Origin of the sequence: Saccharopolyspora flava, from assembly GCF_900116135.1 — a bacterium.
In the GTDB taxonomy this organism is placed as follows: Bacteria; Actinomycetota; Actinomycetes; order Mycobacteriales; family Pseudonocardiaceae; genus Saccharopolyspora; species Saccharopolyspora flava.
In genome coordinates this window covers 92,626-116,887 of sequence record NZ_FOZX01000015.1, presented here as the reverse complement: position 1 = coordinate 116,887, position 24,262 = coordinate 92,626, and the positions used below count along the sequence as shown (strand labels likewise).

The 24,262-nt window shown below is 70.7% G+C and carries 26 protein-coding genes; 18 read left to right on the top strand and 8 right to left on the bottom strand.

The window, feature by feature from the left end:
- The coding region (locus BM424_RS27770) for an acetyl-coenzyme A synthetase N-terminal domain-containing protein (RefSeq protein WP_425442084.1) at positions 1 to 421 on the bottom strand (421 nt) is incomplete at its 3' end.
- Positions 422 to 629: 208 nt separating this feature from the next.
- Here BM424_RS27770 and BM424_RS27765 point away from each other — a divergent pair.
- The 10 genes from BM424_RS27765 to BM424_RS27720 all read left to right on the top strand — a co-directional run bounded on the left by BM424_RS27765 (position 630) and on the right by BM424_RS27720 (position 10,685).
- Positions 630 to 1,715, top strand: coding sequence for a sensor histidine kinase (locus BM424_RS27765; protein ID WP_093424155.1), 1,086 nt, complete (start codon positions 630 to 632; stop codon positions 1,713 to 1,715).
- A complete protein-coding gene (locus BM424_RS27760) occupies positions 1,712 to 2,494 on the top strand; it encodes a LytR/AlgR family response regulator transcription factor (protein ID WP_093424152.1) in 783 nt (260 codons plus the stop codon). The genes BM424_RS27765 and BM424_RS27760 overlap by 4 nt, the downstream gene beginning before the upstream one ends.
- Complete coding sequence (locus BM424_RS27755) at positions 2,491 to 2,841, top strand: hypothetical protein (protein WP_093424149.1); 351 nt, start codon at positions 2,491 to 2,493, stop codon at positions 2,839 to 2,841. The genes BM424_RS27760 and BM424_RS27755 overlap by 4 nt, the downstream gene beginning before the upstream one ends.
- A 3-nt stretch (positions 2,842 to 2,844) precedes the next feature.
- Positions 2,845 to 4,518, top strand: a complete 1,674-nt coding sequence (locus tag BM424_RS27750; protein WP_093424147.1) for a sodium/solute symporter — start codon at positions 2,845 to 2,847, stop codon at positions 4,516 to 4,518.
- Positions 4,519 to 4,685: 167 nt separating this feature from the next.
- Positions 4,686 to 5,027 (top strand): DUF485 domain-containing protein, encoded by a 342-nt coding sequence (locus BM424_RS27745; protein ID WP_093424144.1) that lies wholly within the window; start codon positions 4,686 to 4,688, stop codon positions 5,025 to 5,027.
- 18 nt (positions 5,028 to 5,045) lie between these two features.
- On the top strand, positions 5,046 to 6,653 hold the full coding sequence (locus BM424_RS27740; RefSeq protein WP_093424141.1) for a solute symporter family protein: 1,608 nt from the start codon (positions 5,046 to 5,048) through the stop codon (positions 6,651 to 6,653).
- Between the two features lie 411 nt (positions 6,654 to 7,064).
- Positions 7,065 to 8,537: an FAD-binding protein gene (locus BM424_RS27735; RefSeq protein ID WP_217649864.1), complete on the top strand. Its 1,473-nt coding sequence runs from the start codon at positions 7,065 to 7,067 to the stop codon at positions 8,535 to 8,537.
- Between the two features lie 164 nt (positions 8,538 to 8,701).
- On the top strand, positions 8,702 to 9,691 hold the full coding sequence (locus BM424_RS27730; protein ID WP_093424139.1) for a TerC/Alx family metal homeostasis membrane protein: 990 nt from the start codon (positions 8,702 to 8,704) through the stop codon (positions 9,689 to 9,691).
- A 149-nt stretch (positions 9,692 to 9,840) separates the two neighbouring features.
- Complete coding sequence (locus BM424_RS27725; protein WP_175548293.1) at positions 9,841 to 10,197, top strand: ArsR/SmtB family transcription factor; 357 nt, start codon at positions 9,841 to 9,843, stop codon at positions 10,195 to 10,197.
- A 2-nt stretch (positions 10,198 to 10,199) separates the two neighbouring features.
- Positions 10,200 to 10,685, top strand: a complete 486-nt coding sequence (locus tag BM424_RS27720) for an SRPBCC family protein (RefSeq protein ID WP_093424135.1) — start codon at positions 10,200 to 10,202, stop codon at positions 10,683 to 10,685.
- 101 nt (positions 10,686 to 10,786) lie between these two features.
- Here BM424_RS27720 and BM424_RS27715 read toward each other — a convergent pair whose 3' ends face one another.
- Both BM424_RS27715 and BM424_RS27710 read right to left on the bottom strand, forming a co-directional pair.
- Positions 10,787 to 11,011: an HC3 family zinc finger protein gene (locus BM424_RS27715; protein WP_093424132.1), complete on the bottom strand. Its 225-nt coding sequence runs from the start codon at positions 11,009 to 11,011 to the stop codon at positions 10,787 to 10,789.
- Positions 11,012 to 11,176: 165 nt separating this feature from the next.
- Complete coding sequence (locus tag BM424_RS27710) at positions 11,177 to 12,400, bottom strand: helix-turn-helix domain-containing protein (protein WP_093424130.1); 1,224 nt, start codon at positions 12,398 to 12,400, stop codon at positions 11,177 to 11,179.
- A 225-nt stretch (positions 12,401 to 12,625) separates the two neighbouring features.
- Between BM424_RS27710 and BM424_RS27705 the strand changes: the two genes are divergently transcribed.
- Positions 12,626 to 13,168, top strand: coding sequence for a GNAT family N-acetyltransferase (locus BM424_RS27705; protein WP_093424127.1), 543 nt, complete (start codon positions 12,626 to 12,628; stop codon positions 13,166 to 13,168).
- Here BM424_RS27705 and BM424_RS27700 read toward each other — a convergent pair.
- The 4 genes from BM424_RS27700 to BM424_RS27685 all read right to left on the bottom strand — a co-directional run bounded on the left by BM424_RS27700 (position 13,159) and on the right by BM424_RS27685 (position 16,492).
- Complete coding sequence (locus BM424_RS27700) at positions 13,159 to 13,935, bottom strand: nucleotidyltransferase domain-containing protein (protein WP_093424125.1); 777 nt, start codon at positions 13,933 to 13,935, stop codon at positions 13,159 to 13,161. The two genes, BM424_RS27705 and BM424_RS27700, sit on opposite strands and share 10 nt — an antisense overlap.
- Positions 13,936 to 14,180: 245 nt before the next feature.
- Positions 14,181 to 14,693: a hypothetical protein gene (locus BM424_RS27695; RefSeq protein WP_093424122.1), complete on the bottom strand. Its 513-nt coding sequence runs from the start codon at positions 14,691 to 14,693 to the stop codon at positions 14,181 to 14,183.
- An 87-nt stretch (positions 14,694 to 14,780) separates the two neighbouring features.
- Positions 14,781 to 15,410, bottom strand: coding sequence for an MBL fold metallo-hydrolase (locus tag BM424_RS27690; protein WP_093424120.1), 630 nt, complete (start codon positions 15,408 to 15,410; stop codon positions 14,781 to 14,783).
- Positions 15,407 to 16,492, bottom strand: coding sequence for an S-(hydroxymethyl)mycothiol dehydrogenase (locus BM424_RS27685; RefSeq protein ID WP_093424118.1), 1,086 nt, complete (start codon positions 16,490 to 16,492; stop codon positions 15,407 to 15,409). The genes BM424_RS27690 and BM424_RS27685 overlap by 4 nt, the downstream gene beginning before the upstream one ends.
- Positions 16,493 to 16,639: 147 nt before the next feature.
- Between BM424_RS27685 and BM424_RS27680 the strand changes: the two genes are divergently transcribed.
- The gene (locus BM424_RS27680) at positions 16,640 to 17,887 is read left to right on the top strand and encodes a helix-turn-helix transcriptional regulator (protein WP_093424115.1); all 1,248 of its coding nucleotides are present in this window, start codon (positions 16,640 to 16,642) and stop codon (positions 17,885 to 17,887) included.
- 131 nt (positions 17,888 to 18,018) lie between these two features.
- On the opposite strand, the gene BM424_RS27675 is transcribed toward BM424_RS27680, so the two are convergent.
- Entirely contained in the window at positions 18,019 to 18,774 is a 756-nt protein-coding gene (locus BM424_RS27675) for an IclR family transcriptional regulator (protein WP_093424113.1), read from the bottom strand.
- A gap of 144 nt (positions 18,775 to 18,918) precedes the next feature.
- On the opposite strand from BM424_RS27675, the gene BM424_RS27670 reads away from it, so the two are divergent.
- From BM424_RS27670 to BM424_RS27645, 6 genes are all read left to right on the top strand, one after another.
- Positions 18,919 to 19,629, top strand: a complete 711-nt coding sequence (locus tag BM424_RS27670; RefSeq protein ID WP_093424110.1) for a CoA transferase subunit A — start codon at positions 18,919 to 18,921, stop codon at positions 19,627 to 19,629.
- Between the two features lie 9 nt (positions 19,630 to 19,638).
- Entirely contained in the window at positions 19,639 to 20,289 is a 651-nt protein-coding gene (locus BM424_RS27665) for a 3-oxoacid CoA-transferase subunit B (RefSeq protein ID WP_093424107.1), read from the top strand.
- 64 nt (positions 20,290 to 20,353) lie between these two features.
- The gene (locus BM424_RS27660) at positions 20,354 to 21,247 is read left to right on the top strand and encodes a LysR family transcriptional regulator (RefSeq protein WP_139274188.1); all 894 of its coding nucleotides are present in this window, start codon (positions 20,354 to 20,356) and stop codon (positions 21,245 to 21,247) included.
- A 73-nt stretch (positions 21,248 to 21,320) separates the two neighbouring features.
- Positions 21,321 to 22,274 carry a fumarylacetoacetate hydrolase family protein gene (locus tag BM424_RS27655; RefSeq protein ID WP_093424101.1) on the top strand — a complete coding sequence of 318 codons (954 nt, stop codon included), beginning with the start codon at positions 21,321 to 21,323 and terminating at the stop codon, positions 22,272 to 22,274.
- Positions 22,271 to 23,179: an MBL fold metallo-hydrolase gene (locus BM424_RS27650; RefSeq protein WP_093424098.1), complete on the top strand. Its 909-nt coding sequence runs from the start codon at positions 22,271 to 22,273 to the stop codon at positions 23,177 to 23,179. Before BM424_RS27655 ends, BM424_RS27650 begins: the two co-directional genes overlap by 4 nt.
- Positions 23,180 to 23,205: 26 nt before the next feature.
- Positions 23,206 to 24,243 carry a VOC family protein gene (locus BM424_RS27645; protein ID WP_093424096.1) on the top strand — a complete coding sequence of 346 codons (1,038 nt, stop codon included), beginning with the start codon at positions 23,206 to 23,208 and terminating at the stop codon, positions 24,241 to 24,243.
- Positions 24,244 to 24,262: the final 19 nt, after the last annotated feature.

Genomic DNA, 24,262 nt, shown 5'->3' with positions numbered 1-24,262 from the left:
CGGCCTCGGGCAGCATCGGCAGGTAGATGGCGACGCGGTCGCCCTTGCCGACGCCGAGTTCGGCGAGGGCGTTGGCGGTGCGGGAGACCTCGCGCTGGAGTTCGGCGTAGGTGATGGTGCGCGAGTCGCCGGGTTCGCCTTCCCAGTGGATGGCGACGCGGTCGCCGTGGCCTGCTTCGACGTGGCGGTCGGCGCAGTTGTAGGCGACGTTGAGGGTGCCGCCGACGAACCACTTCGCGAAGGGTGCGTTGGACCAGTCCAGGACCTGGTCCCAGCGGTTCTGCCAGGACAGGCGCCCGGCCTGCTCGGCCCAGAACGCCTCCCGATCGGCATCAGCGGCCTGGTACAGCGCCGACGTGGCGTTGGCCTGCGCCGCGAACTCCTCAGACGGCGGGTACTGGGCGTGGGCCTCGTTGCTCACGGACACTCCCTGCATTGCTCGGTGCGTGGTGCTCGACAACGCAACGTAGGCAACTCCCGTGATCTGGGGCACCGGGTGCGCGACCGACCGTCGTGCTGACGCGGCCGAACGCCCCCGCCGCGCGACGAGCGGTTGATGAGCGGTCTCGCCCAGGTCAGCCGTTCGGATTAACATCCCGACAACCGTCAACGGCGATGTGGAGTGCTCGATGCCCGTTCCGACCAACCGCCTGCCGCAGTCCGGCGCGTGGTTGCCGCGGCGCTCGGACTCCGAATCGGTGCTGCGCACGGCCCGCCGGCTGGCCGTCAACCTGCGCGCCGGACCCGCCGGTCCCGGGGTGCCGAGCGCCCTGCGGGACCTGCGCAGGCTGCTGGCCGTGGACGCGGTCGGCCTCAGCGACCTGTCGGGCGCGCTGCAGTGGTCGGGCGGGGTGAAGGCCGAGGCCGACGCGGTCACCGCCGTCGCCGACGTGCTGCACACCGAGACCCGCAGCGGCCGCCCGCCGCTGGTCGCGATGCCGCTGCTGGTGCAGGACGAGCTCGCCGGCGTCCTCGTCGTCGAGGGCGAGGTCCGGATGTCGGCGGTGCGCGAGGCCACCGCCTGGGTCGAGGACGCCCTGGAGCACGGCAGGCTGGAGGACTCCGCCGAGCTGGCCGCCCAGGCCGAGCTGCGCGCCCTGCGCGCCGAGATCTCCCCGCACTTCATGTACAACGCGCTGACCGTCATCGGGTCCCTGGCGCGCTCGGACCCCGACCGCTCGCACGAGCTGATGCTCGACTTCGCCGAGTTCATCCGCTACGGCCTGGCCCGGCACCGCGACTACACGACCGTCTCCGACGAGTTCCACGCCATCGAGACCTACCTGGCGCTGCAGCGCGCCGTGCTGGGCGAACGGCTGCGGGTGCAGATCCGCGTCGCCCCCGAGGTGCTGGCCGTGGCGATCCCCTACTTAGTGCTGCAGCCGCTGGTGGAGAACGCGGTGCGGCACGGCCTGGAGCCCGGGTTCACCCCCGACTCCGAGGGCGTCGGCACCGTGCAGGTGCTCGGCGAGGCCGAGGGCGGCGACCTGATCATCAGCGTCGAGGACGACGGCGTCGGCATGGACCCCGCCGAGGCCGAGGCGATCCTGGCCGGTCAGGGGCCCGCCGACTCGGTCGGTCTGGCCAACGTCGACCGGCGGCTGCGCAGCGTCTACGGCGCCTGGTACGGGCTGGTCGTGGAAACCGCCGAGGGAGCGGGCACCCGCGTGGTGGTCCGCGTCCCGCGATTCCATCCGGGAGTGGTGCCGAGTTGAGCGAAGGACTGCGCGCGCTGGCGGTCGACGACCTCGCACCGGCGCTCGACGAGCTGTGCAGGCTGCTGCGCGAGGCTCCCGAGGTCGGGGAGGTCGTGGCCGCCTCGGATTCCCTCAGCGCCCTGCGCACGCTGCAGAGCGACCGGTTCGACGTGGTGTTCCTGGACATCGCCATGCCCGGCCTGGACGGCATGGAGCTCGCGTCGCTGCTGGCGAAGCTGAGCGAGCCGCCGGTAATCGTGTTCGTCACCGCCTACGAGCAGCACGCGGTGCGCGCCTACGACATCGGCGCGGTCGACTACCTGCTCAAACCCGTGCGCGCCGAACGTCTTTCGGCCGCGCTGGACCGGGTGACGCGGCTGCTGTCCGCTGAGGACGCCGTCCCGCCGGTGCCCGCGCAGCAGCCGGACGCGATGGTGGCGCTGCCGGTGGAGACCGCCGGGCGCACCCGCTACGTGCGGCGCAGCGAGGTGCTGTTCGTCGAGGCCCACGGCGACTACGTGCGGCTCAACACCCGCAACGGCGTGCACGTCGTGCGGATGCCGCTGTCGCGACTCGAGGAGTACTGGGAGAGCGCCGGTTTCGTGCGGGTGCACCGCAGCTTCCTGCTGTCGCTGGCGGCGGTGCGGGAACTGCGCAGCGACTCCGCCGGGGCCCTCAACGCCCACACCGAGGCCGGTGACGTCCCCGTCAGCCGACGGCACGCCCGCGAACTGCGGGAACGGCTGCTGGAGAGCGCCCGCAACGCCGAACTGGCCAACCCTCGGGGACGCGGATGAGCGGAGCTCGCCAGCGCGTGGCGGTCACCAGCCCGCAGACCCGCGTCGCCCACGCCCGCCGCACCCTGCGGCGGCGCTGGCGCGCGCCCCGCCTCGAACCCGGCGAGCAGCTGCGCGCCCGCGACCTCCACCGCGCGCAGCGCCGGCGGGGCGCGGTGACCTTGCTGCTGCTGTGCGCGCTGGTGTTCGGGCTGCCGCTGGTGTTCGCCGCCGCACCGGTGCTCGACGAGCTGCGGGTGGCGGGCGTGCCGGTGTCGTGGCTGATGCTGGTGCTGCTGCCGTTCCCGGCGATGGCCGCGCTGGCCTTCTGGCAGCTGCGCGGCGCCGAACGCGTCGAGGAGCGCTGAGGCGTGTTCGCGCTGATCGCGGTCGCGGCGGTGGTGCTGCTGACCCTGCTCATCGGGCTGCGCGGGGTCGCGGCGATGCGCACCACCTCGGACTTCCTGGTGGCCTCCCGGCAGGTGTCGCCGCTGGTCAACGCGGCGGCGGTGTCGGGGGAGTACCTGTCGGCGGCGTCGTTCCTGGGCGTGGCCGGGCTGATGCTGTCCAACGGCGTCGGAGCCCTCTGGTACCCGGTGGGTTTCACCGCCGGGTACGTGGCGATGCTGGTGCTGGTGGCCGCGCCGATGCGCCGATCCGGCGCGCTGACGGTGCCCGATTTCGCTGAGGCGCGCTTCGCCTCCCCGGAGCTGCGGCGGCTGGCCGCGGTGGTGGTGCTCATCATCGGCGGGCTGTACCTGGTGCCGCAGTTCCGCACCGCCGGGCTGGTGCTCAGCGTCGTCAGCGGAACCCCGTACTGGGTGGGCGTGGTCATCGCCGGCGCCGCCGTGTCGATCACCCTCGCGCTGGGCGGGATGCGCGCGGCGACCTACGTGCAGGCCTTCCAGTTCTGCCTCAAGCTCGTGCTGTTCGCGGTTCCGGCGGTGTGGCTGCTCCTGCAGGTGGGCCCGGAGGTGCGGCAGGAGGCGCTGCACCCGGTGCAGTTCACCCGCTTCGCCCAGGACACCCCGGTGACCTTCCGCGTCGCCGTCGACCTCGACGTCGCCGAACCCGTCACCGCCCGCGACCTCGACGGACGACCGGTGCCGCTGCCACCGGGCTCGCACGAGATCGACGCAGGGCGGACGCTGACGTTCCCGGCCGGGGCGGCGGTGCCCGAGATCGACGGCATCGACGTGCCCGGCGGACCCGACTGGACCCGGCCGCTGCTGGACCTGGAGAACGCCGACCACCCGCTGCTGGGCACCTGGGCGGTGCTGGTGGCGACCCTGTTCGGCACGATGGGCCTGCCGCACGTCATCGTGCGCTTCCACACCAGCCGCGACGGCCGCGCCGCCCGCCGCGCGGCGGCGATGACCGTGCTGCTGCTGGGCTGCTTCTACCTGTTCCCCGGCATCTACGGCGCGCTCGGCCGGGTGCTGATGCCGCAGCTCTACCTCTCGGGCGTCACCGACTCGGTGGTGGTCGGGCTCCCGGCCCGGGTCGACACCGGGTGGGCCGGGACGCTGTTCACCTCGCTGCTCACCGGCGGTGCGTTCGCGGCGTTCCTGGCGACCTCGCTGGGGCTGCTGCTGGTGGTCTCCGGCGCGATCTCGCACGACCTCACCCCCGGTGGTCTGGGCCAGCTGCGCTGGACCGTGCTGGGCGCGGCGGCGGTGGTGGTGCTGCTGGCGCTGCCCGCCACGCACCTGTCCGCGGGAATCCTCGTGACCTGGGGATTCACCGTGGCGGCGGCGACGTTCTGCCCGCTGCTGGTGCTCGGGGTGTGGTGGCCGAGGCTGACCCGCACCGGGGCGCTGTGGGGGATGCTCGTCGGGCTGACCGCGACCTCGGGGGCGATCGCGGCGACGCTGTTCGGCCCGCCGCTGGAGGGGCTGCCCGCGATCCTGGTCGCCCAGCCCGCGCCGTGGGCGGTGCCGCTGGCGTTCGCGACCATGATCGCGATCTCGCTGCGCGGCAAGACCCCGCCGTGGGCCGAGACCGCCGTGCTGCGCCTGCACCTCGACGAAACGTCGCGTCGCTAGCGGTTGACGCGCGTGTCACAGGCCGGACACCAACCGGACCGCTCGTCGTGGTCGACCGGCCGTTCGTCGACCGTTCGTCCCGCGGGCGTCGTCATCGGTCCCGCACGCCTCCCGCGGCGGCTCGCGGCTTCCTTAGCGTGGCGCTCCTCACACGTTAGGGAGGATCCGTGAGCACCACCGACTCCGCCAACCCGCCGCCCACCGACGACGTCTGGCACGAGGCGCACGCCAGCGAGGACTTTGCGCTGCTGCGCCGGCGGTTGCGGGCGTTCGTCTTCCCGGTCTCGGCGCTGTTCCTGGTCTGGTACCTGGTCTACGTGCTGCTGGCCGACTACGCGCACGGGTTCATGTCGATCAAGCTCGTGGGCAACGTCAACGTCGGCCTGGTGCTGGGCCTGCTGCAGTTCGTGTCCACGTTCGCCATCACCACGATCTACGTGCGCTACGCCAACCGGAACCTGGACCCGGTGGCCGAGCGCGTCCGCGCCCGCGTCGAAGACGCCTCCTGACCCCCACAAGGAGCTGGGATGAACCACCTCGCGCAGGGGTTGCAAGGAAGCAACCCGCTGCTCAACATCGGAATCTTCGCCGCGTTCGTCGTGGTGACGCTGGTCGTCGTGCTGCGCGCCAGCCGCAACACCCGCAGCGCCGCCGACTACTACGCGGGCGGCCGCGCGTTCTCCGGGCCGCAGAACGGGATCGCGATCGCCGGTGACTACCTGTCGGCGGCGTCGTTCCTGGGCATCGTCGGCGCAATCGCGCTCTACGGCTACGACGGGTTCCTGTACTCCATCGGCTTCCTGGTCGCCTGGCTGGTCGCGCTGCTGCTGGTGGCCGAACTGCTGCGCAACACCGGCAAGTACACGATGGGCGACGTCCTGGCGTTCCGGATGCGGCAGCGCCCGGTGCGGGCCGCGGCGGCGACCTCGACGCTGATGGTCAGCTTCTTCTACCTGCTGGCGCAGATGGCCGGTGCGGGCGTGCTGGTCTCGCTGCTGCTGGGCGTGTCCAGCGGCACCGGTCAGGCGGTGGTGATCGGCGTCGTCGGCGTCATCATGATCGTCTACGTGCTGGTCGGCGGCATGAAGGGCACCACGTGGGTGCAGATCATCAAGGCGGTGCTGCTGATCAGCGGTGCCGCGGTGATGACGGTGTGGACGCTGGCGATGCACGGCTTCGACTTCTCCGGCCTGATGCAAGCGGCCGTGGACCGCGCGTCCTCCGGCGAGAAGCTGCTCAACCCCGGTGCCAAGTACGGCAAGTCGGAGGTCAGCAAGCTGGACTTCCTGTCGCTGGGCATCGCGCTGGTGCTGGGCACCGCGGGTCTGCCGCACGTGCTGATGCGCTTCTACACCGTGCCCACCGCCAAGGAGGCGCGGCGTTCGGTGGTGTGGGCGATCTGGCTGATCGGCCTGTTCTACCTGTTCTCGCTGGTCCTGGGCTACGGCGCGGCGGCCGTCGTGGGTCCGGAGGCGATCAAGGCCGCACCGGGTTCGTCGAACTCCGCGGCACCGCTGCTGGCCCAGGCGCTGGGCGGGCCGCTGCTGCTCGGGTTCATCGCTGCGGTCGCCTTCGCCACGATCCTGGCGGTGGTCGCGGGTCTGACCATCACCGCCTCGGCGTCGTTCGCGCACGACATCTACGCCAACGTGATCAAGAAGGGCGAGGTCGAGGACAAGAACGCGGAGGTGCGGGTCGCCCGGATCACCGCGGTGGTCATCGGCCTGGTCGCGATCGTCGGCGGCATCCTGGCCCGAAACCAGAACGTGGCGTTCTTGGTGGCGCTGGCGTTCGCGGTGGCGGCCTCGGCGAACCTGCCGACGATCCTGTACTCGCTGTTCTGGAAGCGGTTCAACACCTCCGGCGCGCTGTGGAGCATCTACGGCGGTCTGACCACCACGGTCGTGCTGATCGTGTTCTCCCCGGCGGTGTCGGGCAGCGAGGAAGCGATGCTGCCGAACGTGGACTTCCACTGGTTCCCGCTGCAGAACCCGGGCCTGGTGTCGATCCCGGCGGCGTTCTTCTTCGGCTGGCTGGGCACGGTCCTGTCCAAGGAGCACCTGGAGGACAAGTACGCCGAGATGGAGGTCCGCTCCCTAACCGGAGCAGGCGCCGAAAAAGCAGCAACCCACTGACCCCAGCTACCCACTGACCCCAACGATCCACTGATCCACCCCCGACGCGCGGTGGTCCCGACCCCAGGGACCACCGCGCGTCCACGCGTCCGGTGGTCGCGCAGTTTTCATGAAAACTTCCCTCCCCCGGGGAACGGGAGGTTTTCATGAAAACTGCGATCTCCCCGAACCCGTCCCAGGTCAGAAGGTCCTCCTGGAACCGTCACCTCTGGTGGGGGAGGGAAGTTTTCATGAAAACCTCCCTCCCTCGGAGAACGGGAGGTTTTCATGAAAACTTCCCCCACCCACGCAGCAGTAGAACATGTTACAGTCCGACTTGGTCCGGTCGTCGGGCGTCGAACATCGACTGGGAACAGGGTGTTTCGGCGTTGGTGTGTGATCGGGTGGTTGTGACGGTGGAGCGCGTTCTAGGTGGGTGGGCTCGTGGGTGTGGAGATCCCTGATCCGGTGTCGGTCGAGTCGGTGAGCGCCTGGTCCGACGAGGTCGACGTCGTCGTGATCGGCGCGGGCATGGCCGGCGTGAGCGCCGCGCTGGAAGCCCGCTCGACGGGCGCGAACGTCCTGGTCCTCGACGCCGGTGGCCGCCTGACCTGCACGAGCGCGATGGCCGGCGGGCACTTCTACCTCGGCGGCGGCACCGAGGTCCAGCAGGAGACCGGCTGGGACGACTCGCCGGAGGCGATGGCCGACTACCTCGCGCTGATGTCACCGGAGTGCGACCCGGCCAAGATCCGCGCCTACGCCGACGACAGCGTCGAGCACTTCCGGTGGCTGGAATCCCTCGGGTTCCGGTTCAACCGCTCGTTCTACCCGCACAAGGCCGTCGTCCAGCCGGGCACCGAGGGTCTGAGCTTCACCGGCAACGAGAAGTGCCTGGACGTCGCCGACGTCGTCAAACCCGTTCCGCGCGGCCACAAGGTCCCGGTCGCGGGCGACACCGGCGGCGCCGCGCTCGTCGTCGGACTGGCCTTGGACAAGTTAGCGGAGCAGGGCGTGGAGGTCCGCTGGGAGACCTCCGCGACGGCGCTGGTCCTCGACGGCGACCGGGTCGCGGGCGTGACCTGGAAGGACCTCGACGGCACCGGTGCCATCAAGGCCGGCGCGGTGGTGATCGCCGCGGGCGGATTCGTGCTCAACCGCGAGATGCTGGAGACCCACGCCCCCGACCTGCTGGCGGTGGAGAGCAACGGCATGGCGCTGGGCAACACCTACGACGACGGTCTGGGCATCCGGATGGGCCAGTCCGTCGGCGGTGTGGCCGACCACCTCGGTGAGGTGTTCCTGACCGGCCCGTTCTACCCGCCGGGCGAGGCGCTGCGCGGCATCGTCGTCAACAAGCTCGGCAAGCGCTTCGTCAACGAGGACTCCTACCACTCCCGCACCTCGGCGTTCGTCTTCGAACAACCCGACCGCGAGGCCTACCTGATCCTCGACGAGGCCACGATGGTCGAGCCCAGCTACCGCTTCCAGCCGCTGGTCGACGGCTGGGACACCGTCGAGGAGATGGAGCAGGCCCTCGGCATCCCGGCGGGTGCGCTGGCCGCGACCCTGGACTCCTACAACGAGGCCGCGGCCCGCGGCGAGGACCCGGAGTTCCGCAAGGCCCCCGAATACCTGACGCCGCTCGACAACGGCCCGTGGGGCGCCTACGACCTCACCCCCGGCAAGTGCTTCTACGCCGGTTTCTCCTGCGGCGGCCTGCGCGTCACCGTCGACGGCCGGCTGCTCCGCGAGGACGGCACGACCATCCCCGGCGCCTACGCGGCCGGGGCCTGCGCCTCCAACATCGCCGTCGACGGCAAGGGTTACGCCTCGGGCATCCAGCTCGGCGAGGCCTCCTACTTCGGCCGCCGAGCCGGCCGCACCGCAGCCCGGCAGGACTGACCGGAGGCGTTTGCCCGCCCCCGATCTGGGATATCCCGGGTCGACGGGGGGAGTACTTCGCAAACGGTCGCGCCGGTCAGCACGGACGCCCCACGCGTCCCCGGCGGGCCGGCCCGGGAGGGTGAAGGAGACCCCGGACCGCCACGTGCTGTTCGGGAGTCGCCATGCTCGTCCTCGCCTCCGCTGATGTCTCGGTGGGATCACCCTGGATGTGGGCGGTCAGCATCGCCGTGCTGCTCGCGCTGCTGGCCCTGGACTTCGCCATCACCCGCAAACCCCACGAGGTCGGGATGCGCGAAGCGCTCGGCTGGTCGGTGTTCTACATCGCGCTGCCGCTGCTGTTCGCGCTGCTGCTGTGGGGCTGGCACGGCGGGAGTCCGGCGCTGGAGTTCTTCACCGGCTACGTGGTGGAGAAGTCCCTGTCGGTCGACAACCTGTTCGTGTTCATGCTGCTGCTGTCCGGGTTCTCGGTGCCGAGCGCCCTGCAGCAGCGGGTGCTGCTCTACGGCATCGTCGGCGCGCTAGTGCTGCGCGGGATCTTCATCGCCCTCGGTGCCGCGCTGCTGCAGGCCGGGACCTGGGCGTTCCTGGTGTTCGGCCTGGTCCTGTTCGCCACGGCCGTGAAGATCCTGCGCGAAGCCCTGTCCGGTCAGGAGTTCGACCGCGACGTCTCCGAGATGCGCTCGGTGCGGCTGCTGCGGCGGCTGATGCCGGTCACCGACGACTACCGCGGTCCCAAGCTGGTGGTGACCGAGGCCGGGCGTCGCGCGCTGACGCCGCTGGCGGTCGTGGTGGTGGCGGTGTTCGCCACCGACGTGGTGTTCGCGGTCGACTCGGTTCCCGCGGTCTACGGCATCACCGCCGACCCGTACCTGGTGTTCACCACCAACGCCTTCGCCCTGCTCGGCCTGCGCGCCCTGTACTTCGTGCTGCACACGGCGCTGGCCAAGCTCGTGCACCTCAACCACGGGCTGGCGATCATCCTCGGGTTCATCGGGGCGAAGCTCGTCCTGCACTGGGCCCACGGGATCTGGCCGCAGGTCCCGGAGATCCCCACGCCGATCTCGCTGGCGGTCATCGTGCTCGTGCTCGCCGCGGTCACCCTGACCAGCCTGCGCGCCCGCCGCTCCGCACGTCCCCACCCCGGGAGCTGACCATGCTCTGGACCGAACTCCTCGCGACCGCACTCGTCCTGGCCGCCCTGGTGATCACCTGCGCGGTCCTGTCCTCGGCTCGCCCGCCGCGCGGACCGCACACCCGTCACCACTTGTGATCTACAACCAATCGGTTGTACGTTGGTCGTGTGGACGACACCGAGGCGGAGGACAGGGCGGACGCGCTGTTCCACGCGCTCGCGGACCGCACGAGACGTGACATCCTGCGCCGCGTTCTGGTCGGGGAGCACTCGGTGACCGCGCTGGCCGCGAACTACGACATGAGCTTCGCGGCGGTGCAGAAACACGTCGCCGTTCTCGAACGCGCGGGCTTGATCACCAAGCGCCGCAGCGGCCGGGAGAACCTCGCCACCGGCGAGGTGGAGGCGGTGCGCTCAGTGGCATCCATGCTGGGCGAACTGGAGGAAGTGTGGCGCGGCCGCGTCGCCCGCATCGACGAACTCCTCGCCACCGAGGAGCCGACCGGAACCAGCGATGGAGAATGACCATGCCTGTCACCGACGTTCAGCACAGCCTCGACGAGCTGACCCTGACCATCACCGCGGAGTTCGCCGCCCCGGTGCAGCGCGTCTGGCAGATCTACGCCGACCCGCGTCAGCTGGAGAAGATCTGGGGCCCGCCCACCTACCCGGCCACGTTCGTCGACCACGACCTGACCCCGGGCGGCCGGATCAACTACTACATGACCAGCCCGGAAGGGCAGAAGCACTGCGGCTGGTGGGAGGTCAAGACCGTCGACGAACCCCGCGAGTTCACCTTCGAGGACGGCTTCGCCGACGAGGACTTCAACCCCCTGCCGGACATGCCGGTCTCCCACAACACCTACACCTTCGAGGCGGTCGAGGGCGGCACCCGAGTCACCTACACCAGCCGCTACACCTCGGCTGAAGCCCTCCAGCAGGTCCTCGACATGGGAGTCGTCGAAGGCGCCTCCGCAGCCATCAACCAGATCGACGACCTCCTCGCAGCCTGACCCGTCCCGGGGACAAATACCGCAGGTTTTGACCGGTCAAAAACCGCAGGTTTTGTCGGGTCGAATACCGCAGGATTTGTCCCCGGGGTCGGTGTGCGGGGTCAGCGGGCGGTGGTGGCGCGGGGTTCGAGGGCGGGGTCGTCGGGGCGAAGTCGGTCCCAGCACCGGGCGCAGGTCGGATCGGTGATCCAGTTGAGCTCGGTCGGGATGTCGGGGATCTCGGCGATCTCGCCGCAGAGCGCTTCGGCGTCCCGGGCGTCGGTCAGGTCTGCGGGAAAGGCGTGGCGGGCGCCCGCTGCGGGTCGCCAGTGGAAGCGGGTGGACACGGTCCGAGCGTGACGGTCTCGGTCGGTGTCGTTGTTGGATTCGGTGCGGCTGCCCGAACATGTTCCGTACATGCGCGCAACTCTGGACCGCGAAGCGCGCGACGCCGGGTACGGAATGCCGCACCGCAGCGACGGGTACGGGGTGTACCTCGCTGCGCGGACGGGTTACACGGTCAGCCCGAGCTGCTGGGCGAGTCCTCGCGCATCCGACTGGATCATGCGCCCGCCTGAGGTCACGAGGTCACCGGCGATGCCTCGCGACACCGGGTGGCACTGCATCGACTCGGCGGAGATCTTCGTGGCTCGCTGCAGCACGTGCAACGTCGCGGTGTAGTCCTTGCGCTGGTGGTACGCGCGCGCTGTTTCCAACCACAGCCGGGCCCGGCGGTCCACCGACGGCACCGAATCGGGGTCGATCTGCTCGGCCGCGTCGATCGCACGCCCGGACTTTCGGAGATCGACGTGCACCGACACGCCCGTGAGGTCGGTATTGGCGCGACCGAACAACGTCCACGGGTGCGCGTAATCGCCGGGGAGCCGTTGCGCCATCGCGTCCGCCTGGTCGAGATCCCGGAGTGCGTCGCCCTCCCGCCCCATGCGGGCGGCCGTGATGGCCGTGTGCAGGCGGCACGATCCCCACAACGCCCGGACGGTGTCGCCGTTTTCGCTGTTGAGGTGCGGTTCGAGCAGGTTGGCCGCGTCGGTCATGAGGCGGTACGCGTCGTCTTCCCGTCCGGTGGCTCGCCACACGTTGCCGACGACCCACGCGGCTCCGGCGAGCGCGGCAGGGTCGTCGGCCTGCTCCGCCGAGGACATGCAGCGATCCGCCGACAACCACAGCAGCGCCGAGTCCGACACCCACGCGAGCGCCTGTTCGGCCAGGGCGTAGGCCGCTGACAGCGCGGCGTGGGCCTGCCGACGCTCGTCGCCGTCGAGGATTCGGGTTGCTCGGCGTCCGTCCCGGATGATCTGGGGGAGAACCCGTCCCACGGACGTGCGCGGCGTCGGCGAGGAGTGCCACAACGCCCATGCGTCAGTGACCCGCCGGCGCAGCACCGCCGTATCCGGTCGGGGATCCGGGGAAACACTGAGGTTGGTCTCCTCGATCGCCTCGCGCATGGCCGGGACGACTTCGTGCGTGCCCCTGGCGAGGATGGCGGTGGGCGGCTTGTCCCCGGTGAGTTCGCTCAGGTCGTGAACTCCGAGCGCATCGGCCAGCTGCACGAGCTTGTCCCAGCGCGGCGGCTGCAACCGGCCCTTCTCCACCGCTTTCAGCCATTCGGCGGAGCGGCCCACGAGTCCGGCGACGACCGGGCGGGACTTGCCACGCCGTTCCCGGATGATCTGGATTCGTTCGCCGATGCTCTTGCCCGCAAGCTCGTCGGTCACGACGGATCACCCCTTCGCGGAAGGACCTCCCCGCGCGGCCCGCGGCCGTCGACCGGGACCCTCTTCCGCGAAGAGACGACCTCGAGCGTAGCGAGAACCCGATCCGGTGACGAGAACTCGGGGCGACTTCGACCACGAGCACGACCCGGATCGGAACAATGGTGGCGAAGTGGAAGCGGTGGTGGCCGGTTCGCCGCCCCGTCCAGCGGAAGTGGGGAAGAAGCGGTGGAGTTGGCAGGGGAGAACGTGCGGCTTCGGGAGTTTCGGCCTTCCGACGTCGACGCGAGTTTGCTGGTGGTGGGCGATGACCGGGTGACCCGGTTCCTGTCGTTCGACTCGCGGTCACGGGATCAGGCCGAGGCGATGATCGCCGGCACCGTCGAGCGCGCGGCCCTGGAACCCAGGACGGAGTTCTACCTGGCGGTGACGCCGAAGGACGGCGACGAACTGGTGGGCTTCGCCCGACTCGGCCTGACCGGCGTCAAGGCAGCCAAGCTCGGCTATGCCATCGCCGCCGACCACCAGGGCAAGGGCTACGCCACCGACGCCGCCCGCACGATCCTCAACCACGCGTTCGGTTCTCTGGGGCTGCACCGCGTCACGGCGGCCATCGGCCCGGACAACGCCGCAAGCCTCGCGGTGGTCGAGAAACTCGGCTTCGTCCGCGAAGGAACCCTCCGAGACCACGTCTTCACCAACGGAGCCTGGCGCGACTCCCACCTGTATTCCGTCCTGGCAACCGAGTGGGCCGACCAGGCTCAGGCCTGATCAGTGCCGACCGCTTCGGCGAGGGCGTTGTGGAAGAGGCTTTCGGCATCGGTGATGGCGCGGTGAAGGGCTGGGGTGTCGGGTGCCAGGCGTGCGGTGATCGAGTCGATGTCGCGCAGGTCGGCCCGGTGCAGTAGCCGCTTCTCGTTGGTGACCCATTCGCCGCGTGCTGCGAGAACGGCGTGCGCGGTGTGCATGGCGGCCGTGGCCAGGGCGCCTGCGACCTCGGTGGCTTGGCCACGGTCGGCGTAGGCGCCGCGGGTGTACTGGAGCGTGAGGTTCGCCCGGTCGCGCCAGATCGGTGGAGCCGATTTCCGGAGCGCCTCCGGGAAGTCGGGACGCGGGAGGTCACCGCGCAACGTGCGGTTCAGGGCGAGTTCGGCGACCACGAGGTAGGTGGGGATACCGGCGAGGTGGAACATCAACGGCTCCCAGCGGAACCGCCCGTCCCGCGCCTCTGCGAGTTCGCGCTCGACGACGTCGAGATCGCGGTAGTGCACGTCGACGTGCCGGTCGTCGATCGTGAGCCACGCCCCACCGTTGAACACCCCGCCACCCCAGCCGCCGAGCTCGGAGACCTCACCCGGCCACCCGATGGCCCGCAGATCGCCCGGGTCGAAGTCGCCCCGGTAGTAGATCGCGAAATCCCAATCGCTCATCGGCCCGTGAGTGCCTCGAGCACGCGACCCGCCGAGCGTCACGGCCTGAACCCCCGGCAACTCCATCAGCCGATTGGCGACGTGGTCGAGAAAGCTCTCGTCGTCCATGCTGCTCCGATCGCTCCCGCACTCGGTCGTCGACGGGACTCGCCGCACTTAAGCATCGCGAGGTGGTCGCCTTCAACCGATTTTCGGGGTGATGGGTGCGTCTTGAGGGGTCGTTCGTGGCTGTCGTGGTGGGGAGGGGACAGTTTTAGTGAGAACTGTCCGGGCAAAACGGATATTGATCATGGGTGATTCGAGGAAAAACTGTCCCCTGCCGAGGGTTCGCGGGCGACGGGGGTGGGCAGCGCTCAGTGGCTGAGGATTTTGATTCCGACGACCAGGATTCCGAGGGCGAGCAGGACGAGGACGATGAGGATGCGCTTCCACCACGGGAGCCGGGTGCGTCGGGCGGCCAGGAGGGCGAAGAGGCCGAGGGCGCCGACGGAGAGGCCGACCGCCGTCCACAGGGCGATGTGCAGGGGCAGCACGCCGAGGGCGGCGAGCAGGACGAGCAGCAGCGGGGCGATCGCGGCTTCGAGGATCTGCCCGGAGGCGCGCAGCGCGTGCAGGAGTTCCGCGCCGCGCGGGCCCTTGCCGTGGGCGGTGAGGTGCGCGAGGTAGTCGGCGAACAGGCTCGCGGCCCAGAGGCTGCCGTTGGTCACCGCGACGTCGAGGAACGCCGACCAGGCCGACGGGCTCTCATCGAGGTGGCGCAGCAGGACGAGAAGCGTGCTCAGGCAGGCGATACCGCCGTAGATGCGTTCGCGCAGCAGACTCGCGATCTGCTCCGGCGCGAGGGTCGATCGTCGTGCGGCGGTCATCGCGTCCTCCCCGGGTTCGCGGAGGACGTTAGCGCGTCGAGGAAGCGCGGCGCGCAGCGCGGGGTTCGCGCTGCGCGCCGGGGCGGATCAGTAGCCGCGGGCCTTCCAGTCGTCGAGGTTGGGGGCCTCGGTGCCGATCGTGGTGCCGTCGCCGTGTCCGGTGTGGACTCGGGTGTCGCCGGGCAGGGTGAACAGGCGCTCGCCGATCGAGGTGATGATCGTCGGGAAGTCCGAGAAGGACCGCCCCGTCGCGCCCGGTCCGCCGGAGAACAGGGTGTCGCCGGTGAACAGCGCCTTGGCCTCGGGCAGGTGCAGGCACACCGAGCCGGGGGAGTGGCCCGGGGTGTGCAGGACCTCCAGGGAGGTTCCCGCGACCGGGATCAGGTCGCCGTCGGCCAGCTCCCGGAACCGCTCGCCCTCGTGGGTCATGTCCCACAGCCGCTGGTCGCCCGGGTGCAGCAGCACCGGCGCGTCCAGCTCGGCTCCCAGCTGCGGGGCGACCGTGACGTGGTCGTTGTGGCCGTGGGTGCACAGGACCGCGGTGACGTTGCGGTCGCCGACGGCCTCGATGATCGGCTCCTTGTCGTGGGCCGCGTCGATGACCACCACGTCATCGTCGTCGCCGACGAGCCAGACGTTGTTGTCGACCGCCCACTCGCCGCCGTCGAGGGCGAAAACCCCCGAGGTGATGACTCTTTCGACGATCAGCTCGCTCACAGGACCACCACCGACCGCAGCACGTCGCCGGCGTGCATGGTGTGGAACGCCTCCTCGACCTCGTCGAGCTTGATGCGCTCGGTCACGAACTTCTCCAGCGGCAACCGGCCCTGCTGGTGCAGGTCGACCAGCATCGGGAAGTCGCGCTCCGGCAGGCAGTCGCCGTACCAGGAGGACTTCAGGGAACCGCCGCGGCCGAAGACGTCCAGCAGCGGCACCTCCAGGGTCATCTCCGGCGTGGGCACGCCGACGAGCACGACGGTGCCGGCGAGGTCGCGGGCGTAGAAGGCCTCCTTCCACGTCTCCGGGCGGCCGACCGCGTCGATGACCACGTCGGCGCCGAAACCGCCGGTCAGCGCCTGGATCTCGGCGACGCTGTCGTTCTGGGAGGCGTCGATGGTGTGGGTGGCGCCCAGGTCGCGGGCCCAGTCCAGCTTCCGGGCGTCCCGGTCCACGGCGATGATCTTCGACGCCCCGGCCAGCCGGGCGCCCATGACGGCCGCGTCGCCGACACCACCGCAGCCGATGACCGCGACCGTGTCGCCGCGGCTCACCCCGCCGGTGTTGACCGCGGCGCCGAGCCCGGCCATGACGCCGCAGCCGAGCAGGCCGACGACGGCCGGGTCGGCGGTCGGGTCGACCTTGGTGCACTGACCGGCGTGCACCAGGGTCTTGTCGGCGAACGCGCCGATGCCCAGGGCCGGGGACAGCTCGGTGCCGTCGGTCAGGGTCATCTTCTGCTCGGCGTTGAACGTGTCGAAGCAGTACTGCGGGCGACCGCGCTTGCAGGCCCGGCAGGTGCCGCAGACGGCGCGCCAGTTGAGGACCACGAAGTCACCCGGCTGCACCGTCTCGACGCCCTCGCCGACGCTCTCCACCGTTCCGGCGGCCTCGTGGCCGAGCAGGAACGGGTACTCGTCGTTGATCCCGCCTTCGCGGTAGGTCAGGTCGGTGTGGCAGACCCCGCAGGCGGCCACGGACACCACGACCTCGCCCGGACCGGGGTCGGGGACGACGATGTCGACGAGCTCGACGGGGGCGCCCTTGGCGCGGGCGATCACGCCGCGGACCTGTTGTGGCATGCGTCCTCTTCTTTCTTCGCAGGTGAACCGATGCGCGCGCGGGGCACGACCGAGGAAACCGTATGGCCGTGACGGCGTGCGGCCACCTGATCGGAAGGACGGACAAACCCCGACCTCCGTCGAGTTCAGGCCGGTAGGATCCGCGTCGTGTTCGACGTCGAAGACGCCCTGACCTCGCTGCGCACCGTGATCGACGGGCCGCTGCACGAGATCGCGCCCCGGTTCTCCCGGGCGCTGGCCGACCGGTGGCCGCACACCGCGCTGGTCATCTTCACCCGCGAGTGCACCGGCCGTCCCCGCAAGATCGCCGGTGCTCCCGGCGTCGTGGACAAGATCACCATCGAGGAGCTGGACCGGATCAAGGCCGATGTCGAGCTCGGCGGCTGGTCCAGCACCACCGCCACGCTGGGCGGTGGCGAGCGCCGGGTGTGGGCGATGCGGGACCGGATCGGCACGCTGCTGGTGCTGGTGCCACGCGGCTCGGGACGGCAGGTGCCGCAGCCGGAGCTGCTGGCCGGGCTGTTCGGCATCGTGGCGACCTCGATCCGCCAGCAGGTCGCGCAGGCCAGCCCCGACTACCTCGCCGAGTCGCGCGCGGCGTCGAGCGAACGCGCCCGCACCATCGCCGAACTCGTCGCCACGCACGAGACGGCGCTGGTCACGATCCTGTCCGCGCTGCGCTCCAGCGGCCTGGACGACCACCGCGCCCGCATCGCCGCCACCGAAGCCGCGGCCTCGGCGCTGGTGGCGACCCGCTCGGCCCCGCAGTCCGACGCCGCCCTGTCGGAGGAGCCCGCCCAGTCGGCGTTCGGCGAGCTGCGCAAGGAGATCCGCGAGACCTTGCGGCATCACGAGGCCGAGGTGGAATTCGTCGCCCCCGCCAAGGACTCCCGGCCCCTGCCGGGCGAAATCGCCTACGCGGCACGGGCGATGACCCGCACCGTCGTGCTCGCGTTCACCGCTCAGCCGGAGCTGACCCGGCTGCGCATCGCCTGGTTCTGCAGCGAGGACTCGCTGCGCGTGGACGTCCGCGACGACCACTCCGGTGCTCTGGACGTGACGATGCTGCGGCGTCAGCTCGACGGCCGCGCCCGCACCCTCGGCGGCAGCATCGACCTGGAGGCGACCCCGGGCTGGGGCAGCCGTGCCGTCATCGACCTGCCCCTGGAGACCACGCCCGAGCACGCGGGCGAAACCCGCCTGGCCGGCCTGAACCGCCGCGAACTCGACGTCCTCACCCTGGTGGCGCGCGGCAAGCGGAACAAGACCATCGCCGCCGAACTCGGCGTCACCGAGAGCACCATCAAGTTCCACATGGGCGGAGTCCTCAAGAAGCTCGAAGTCACCACCCGAGGCGAAGCGGCGGCCCTCGCCATCGCAGCGGGCATCACCTGACCCGCGCCACCCGACACGCCACCCGGGACAAATCCTGCGGTATTCGACCGGTCAAAAACCGCGGTATTCGACCGGTCAAATCCTGCGGTTTTTGACCCGACGAATACCGCAGGATTTGACCGGTGGGGTGGTCAGCGGGGGTTGAGGGTTCGGGTGAGGGTGTGGGCTTCGTGGAGGAGGAGGGTGCCGAGGTCGGGTTGGCGGGTGGGTTTGAAGCGGGACTCGATGCCGGTGAGGGTGAGGGCCCAGGCCGGTTGGCCTTGGGGGTCGAAGACCGCGGCGGCCATGCCCCAGCTGCCTTCGACGACCAGGCCCGGGTTGAGGGCGTAGCCGGTCTGCCGGGTGCGGGCGATGCGGTCGCGGATCGCCTCCGGGGCGTGCTCGGGTCCCCAGCGGGTGGTGAGGTCGGTGCGGGCCAGGTAGGCGTCGATGGTCGCGTCGTCCTGGAAGGCGAGCAGGACCAGGCCCGCCGAGACCACGCCGAGCGGGAAGCGGGCGCCCTCGTAGAGGACGAAGGAGCGGATCGGGAAGTCGCCGTCCTCGCGCACCAGGCAGACCGTCTCCTCGCCGCGCAGCGCGGAGAAGAACGCGCTCTCGCCGGTCTTGGCGGCCAGCCGGTGGACGCTGTCGCGGGCCTGCCGGGTGACGTCGTAGCGGGTCCCGGCGGTCTGGCCGAGCAGGTACAGCTCCGGGCCGAGGAACCAGCTGCCCGTCTGCTGGTCGCGGTCGACGAAGCCCTCCTCGGCCAGCGAGGTCAGCAGCCGGTGCGCGGTCGGGCGGGGGAGCCCGGTGTCGCGGGCGAGGTCGGTCGTGGCCGCGCCGGTGTTCCTGGCCGACAGCGCGCGCAGCAGGGCGCCGATCTTGCCGACGAGATGGTTGTCCGCCACGACCCGACAATAGCGTCCGCTGAGTGAACGCGACACACCACCGCTGCTCGGTGGGTGACCGGATCACGCGCGAATCTTGCGGTCAGCAGCAGCATCCGCCTTTACTCCCACGCGTCCGGTAGTTGGACGGGAAGAGGTGACGAGGTGTCGAAGCTGCGGAGCGACGCGCAGGAGGCGCTGGCCGGCGTGCTCACCGACGGCATGACGCTGGCGGTCGGCGGGTTCGGGCTCAGCGGCGTGCCCAACGACCTCATCGAGGTCGTGCGCGACAGCGGGGTCACCGGGCTGACGGTGGTGTCGAACAACATGGGCGTCGACGGCAAGGGCCTCGGCCTGCTGCTGGAGAACCAGCAGGTCGCCAAGGCGATCTCGTCCTACGTCGGGGAGAACAAGCTGTTCGCCCAGCAGTACCTCGACAAGACCCTGGAGGTCGAGTTCGCGCCGCAGGGCACGCTGTCGGAGCGGATGCGGGCCGGGGGAGCGGGCATCGCCGCGTTCTACACCCGCGCCGGGGTCGGCACCCCGGTCGCCGAGGGCAAGCCGCACGCCGAGTTCGACGGGCGCACCTACGTGCAGGAACGCGCGATCGTCGCCGACGTCGCGTTGGTGCACGCCCGCACCGCCGACCCGGCGGGCAACCTCGTGTACCGGGCGAGCTCCCGCAACTTCAACCCCGTGGTCGCCACCTGCGGGCGGGTGACGGTCGTGGAGGCCGAGCACCTCAGCGACGAGCACCTCGACCCCGAGCACGTCGTCACCCCCGGCATCTACGTGAACCGCCTCGTGCGGGCCCGGCCGCGGGTCAAGGACATCGAGAAGCGCACGGTGCGCCCCCGCGCCGCCGCGACGAACTAGGAGCAGCACATGGCCTGGACTCGGGACGAGATGGCGGCTCTGGCCGCCGCCGAACTCCGCGACGGCGACTACGTCAACCTCGGCATCGGCATCCCCACCCTGGTGGCCAACCACGTCCCCGACGGCGTGGAGGTGACGTTGCAGAGCGAGAACGGCATCCTCGGCGTCGGCCCGTTCCCGTTCGAGGGCGAGGAGGACCCGGACCTCATCAACGCGGGCAAGCAGACCGTCACGGTCAACCCCGGCGCGAGCTTCTTCGACTCGGCCGCCTCGTTCGCGATGATGCGAGGCGGGCACATTGACATCGCCGTGCTGGGCGCGCTGCAGGTCGGCGCCAACGGCGACCTGGCGAACTGGACGATCCCGGGCGCCCTGGTCAAGGGCATGGGCGGCGCGATGGACCTGGTCGTCGGCGCGCGCCGGATCGTGGTGCTCACCGATCACGTCGCCAAGGACGGCGGCCCGAAGCTCGTCGAGCGCTGCGCGCTGCCGCTGACCGGGGCGGGCGTGGTCGACCGCGTGATCACCGACCTCGCCGTCCTCGACGTCACCCCCGACGGCTTCGCCCTGGTCGGCCTCGCGCCGGGCGTCACCGAGGAGGAGGTGGTGGCCAGGACCGGCGCCCCGGTCAGGCGGGTCGCCGCGCCGACCCCGGGCTGAGCGGGCTCGTAGGATCGCGGGGTCGCAACGGCGCTGGAAGGGGGCCCGGGTGAACCTCGCTCAGGTGGATCTGAACCTGCTGGTCGTGCTGGACGCGCTGCTGCGCGAGCAGAACGTCACCCGCGCCGCCGAGCGGCTGCACATGTCGCAGCCGGCGACCAGCACGGCCCTGGCCCGGCTGCGCAAGATCCTCGGCGACCCGCTGCTGGTCCGGCAGGGCCGCTACCTGCGGCTGACCCCGCGCGGCGAGGCGCTGATCGAGCCGGTGCGGGAGGTTCTGGCCACCATCGAGCAGCACATCGTCGCGCCCCCGGATTTCGACCCGGCCCGCGACGAGCGGACGTTCAACCTCGTGGCCAGCGACTACGTGGGCGTGGTGATCATGCGGCCGCTGCTGGCGCGGGTCAACGGGCTGGTGCCCAACGTCCGCCTGGAACTCGGGTCGCTGTCGGGCGATGCCGCGCGGATGGTCGAGCGCGACGAGGTCGACCTGGTCATCCTGCCCGAGGTGCTGGGCGAGGAGATGCTGTCGGGTTCGTGCTCCAGCGCGCCGGTGGTCCGGGACCGCTACGTGGGCGCGGTGTGGTCGCAGCACCCCCTCGCCGAGGCCGGGGTGCTGCCGCTGCGGGCCCTGGAGCAGCACCCGTACCTGGCGTTCGCGCCGCCCAACGGCTGCAGCCTCATGGACGAGGACATCGAGCGCGCCGGGGTGACGCCGAGACCGGAGGCGACCTCGGTCAACTTCATCACCATGCCGTTCCTCATGGCAGGCACCGACATGGTCACCATCATCCCGGAGAGCCTCGGGCAGCAGCTCGCTCCCGCCGCGGGCATCGTGCTGCTGGAACCCGAGTTCGAGCTGCGGCCGGTGCGCGAATCCGCCTACTGGCACAGCCGCCGCGACGCCGACCCCGGACACCGCTGGTTGCGCGAGCAGCTGCTGTCCGTCGTGCCATAGCTGGTATTCACGCTGCGCATTTCCGCGGTCACCCTCGGGGCCCTTAGCGTCGGACGCGTCGAAGGAGGACGCGATGACGCGACGGGTCGACGGCTACGCGCTGGGGACCTTCTCGGATGGGAGCGGTGAGTTCGCCGGTCTCGTCTCGGGCGACCGGGTGCTGCCGCTGGAGGCGGCCACGGTCCGGGACCTGCTGGACGACTGGGAATCGGTGCGCACCCGGCTCCCCGACCTGGCGGCGGGGCTCGCCGACGGCGGCGGCAGACCGCTGGCCGAGCTGACCGTGAAGCCGCCGGTGATGCCGCGCCAGATCTTCCAGGCGGGCGCGAACTACCGCAGCCACGTCGCCGAGATCGTGCTGTCGGGCCGCGAACCCGATGACACCCGCAGCGACGAGGAACTGCGCCGCGAGGCCGAGACGATGATGGACGAGAAGGCCCGCACGGGCAGCCCGTTCTTCTTCGCCGGACTGCCCGCCGCGATCTGCGGCCCGGACGACGACGTGCTGCTGCCCGCCGAGTCGGCGAAGGTCGACTGGGAGGTCGAGCTGACCGCGGTGATCGGCAAGACCGCGCACCGGGTGCCGCGCGAACGTGCGATGGAGCACGTCGCCGGGTTCACCGTCTGCAACGACATCAGCGCCCGCGACCTGCAGTTCCCGCCGGAGCACCGGCCGCTGGGCGGCGACTGGATCCGCGCGAAGAACCGGCCGACGTTCCTGCCCACCGGCCCGTTCATCGTCCCGGTCGAGGTGCTGCCGGACTACCGGGAGCTGGAGATCACCCTCGACCTCAACGGCGAGCGCAAGCAGTCCGACGTGCCGGCGAACCTGCTGTTCGACGTGGAGGCGATCATCGCCGCCGCGTCCACGGCCACCACCCTCCACCCGGGCGACCTGGTGCTGACCGGCAGCCCGGCGGGCAACGGCGGCAAGTGGCAGCGCTGGCTCGGGCCCGGCGACGTGATGGAGGCCGGGATCTCCGGGATCGGCGTGCAGCGCAACACCTGCGTGCAGGAGCCGCGATGAGCGGGCCGCGGCCGGGACGAGCCGAGGAGATCTCCGACGGCGTGCACGCCTTCGTCCAGCCCGACGGCAGCTGGATGATCAACAACAGCGGGTTCGTGGTCGGCCGCTCGGGCGTGGTGTGCATCGATGCCTGCGCGACCGAGCGCCGCACCCGCGAGCTGCTCGCCGCCATCGGCGAGGTGACCAGCGCCCCGGTGCGGACCCTGGTCAACACCCACCACCACCCGGATCACACCGCGGGCAACGGGTTCTTCCCGAACGCCACCATCGTCGCCCACGAGCGGGCGCGGGCGGAGATGAGCGCCCTGGGGCTGCCCGCCAACGACGGCATCTGGTCCGAAGTGGACTACGGGGATCTGGAGCTGCAGCTGCCGTTCCTGACCTTCACCGACCGGATCTCGGTGTGGGCCGACGACCTGCGCTGCGAGCTGATCCACCCCGGGCGTCCGGCGCACACCAGCAACGACGTGGTGGTGTGGATCCCGGAGCACTCGGTGCTGTTCGCCGGGGACCTGGTGTTCCACGGCGGCACCCCGTTCCTGCTGTCGGGATCGGTGCGCGGATCCATCGAGGTGCTGGAGAACTTCCTGAAACCCCTGGGCGCGGCCACGATCGTGCCCGGCCACGGGCCGGTGTGCGGCCCGGAGGTGATCGACGAGGTGCTGGACTACCTGCGCTTCGTCCTCGACGTCGCCGCACGCGGCCGCGAAGCCGGGCTGAGCCCGCTGGAACTGGCGCGCGAGACCGACCTCGGCCGCTTCGCCGAGTGGACCGACGTCGAGCGCATCGTCGGCAACCTGCACAGCGTCTACGCCGAGGAGTCCGGGCAGCCGCTGAACCCGGGCGCCGCCTTCCGCGACATGGTCGCCTACAACGGCGGCCGCCCCCTGACCTGCTGGGCCTGAAACCCCTTCTCCCCGAGGAGCGTTCGATGTCGGAGATCCTGTTGTCGCAGCTCGCGCACGTCGAGCTGATCAGCCCGAAGCCCGCCGAGACCGTGGAGTGGATGAAGGAGGTCTTCGGCCTGGAGGAGACCACCCGCGAGGGCCAGTCGGTCTACCTGCGCGGCTGGGCGGAGTGGCTGCACTCCAGCCTCATCATCACCGAGGGCCGCGAGCCCGGCGTGGGCCGGATCGGCTGGCGCACCTACGGTCCCGGTGACCCGGAGCTCGTCGCCCAGCGGCTCGCCGACACCGAGGAGGCCGTGGGCTGGGTCGACGACTGGGAGGGTCACGGCGCCACCTACCAGTACCGCGCGCCGCACGGCCGCCACCTGCACGAGGTGTTCTGGGACGTCGAGCGCTACCAGGCGCCGCCGGAGAAGCAGGACCCGGTGATCAAGAACCGGCCGCAGCGCTTCTCCGGCAAGGGCATCGGCGCCCGCTACCTCGACCACGTGACGATGCCGACGCAGAACATGCGCGGCGACATCGACTTCTACAAGCGCCTCGGCGCCCGCCACACCGCCCAGACCGAGGTCGAGCCGGGCTTCGCGGTGTTCTCCACGTTGACCTGCAACGGGATTCGCTCCTCGCACGACCTCGCGCTGGTGCCGGACTTCAGCGGCATGACCGGGCGCGCGCACCACATCGCCTTCCGCGTCGACCAGCGCCAGGACGTGGAGCGGGCCGCCGAGGTGTTCCTGGCCAACGACACGCCCATCGAGTTCGGGCCGGGCGTGCACGGCATCGACGAGATCACCTACCTCTACGTCCGCGAGCCCGGCGGGTTCCGGATGGAGATCAACTCCGGCGGCTGGCTCAACACCATGCCCGACTGGGAGACCACCACCTACCAGGCCGCGGGCGGCAACCCCGGGCAGAGCATCTGGCGCAACGTCGAGGCACCGGAGGGCTTCCACGAGGCCTGGCCGCTGCCGGCCGGCGAGGCCGCCGCCAAGAACGACGAGGCCCTCGCCGACGAGAACGTCCGCGACTTCTTCGGCGACAACACCACCGGCACGCGCTGAACGCGCGGCGGGCGCCCGC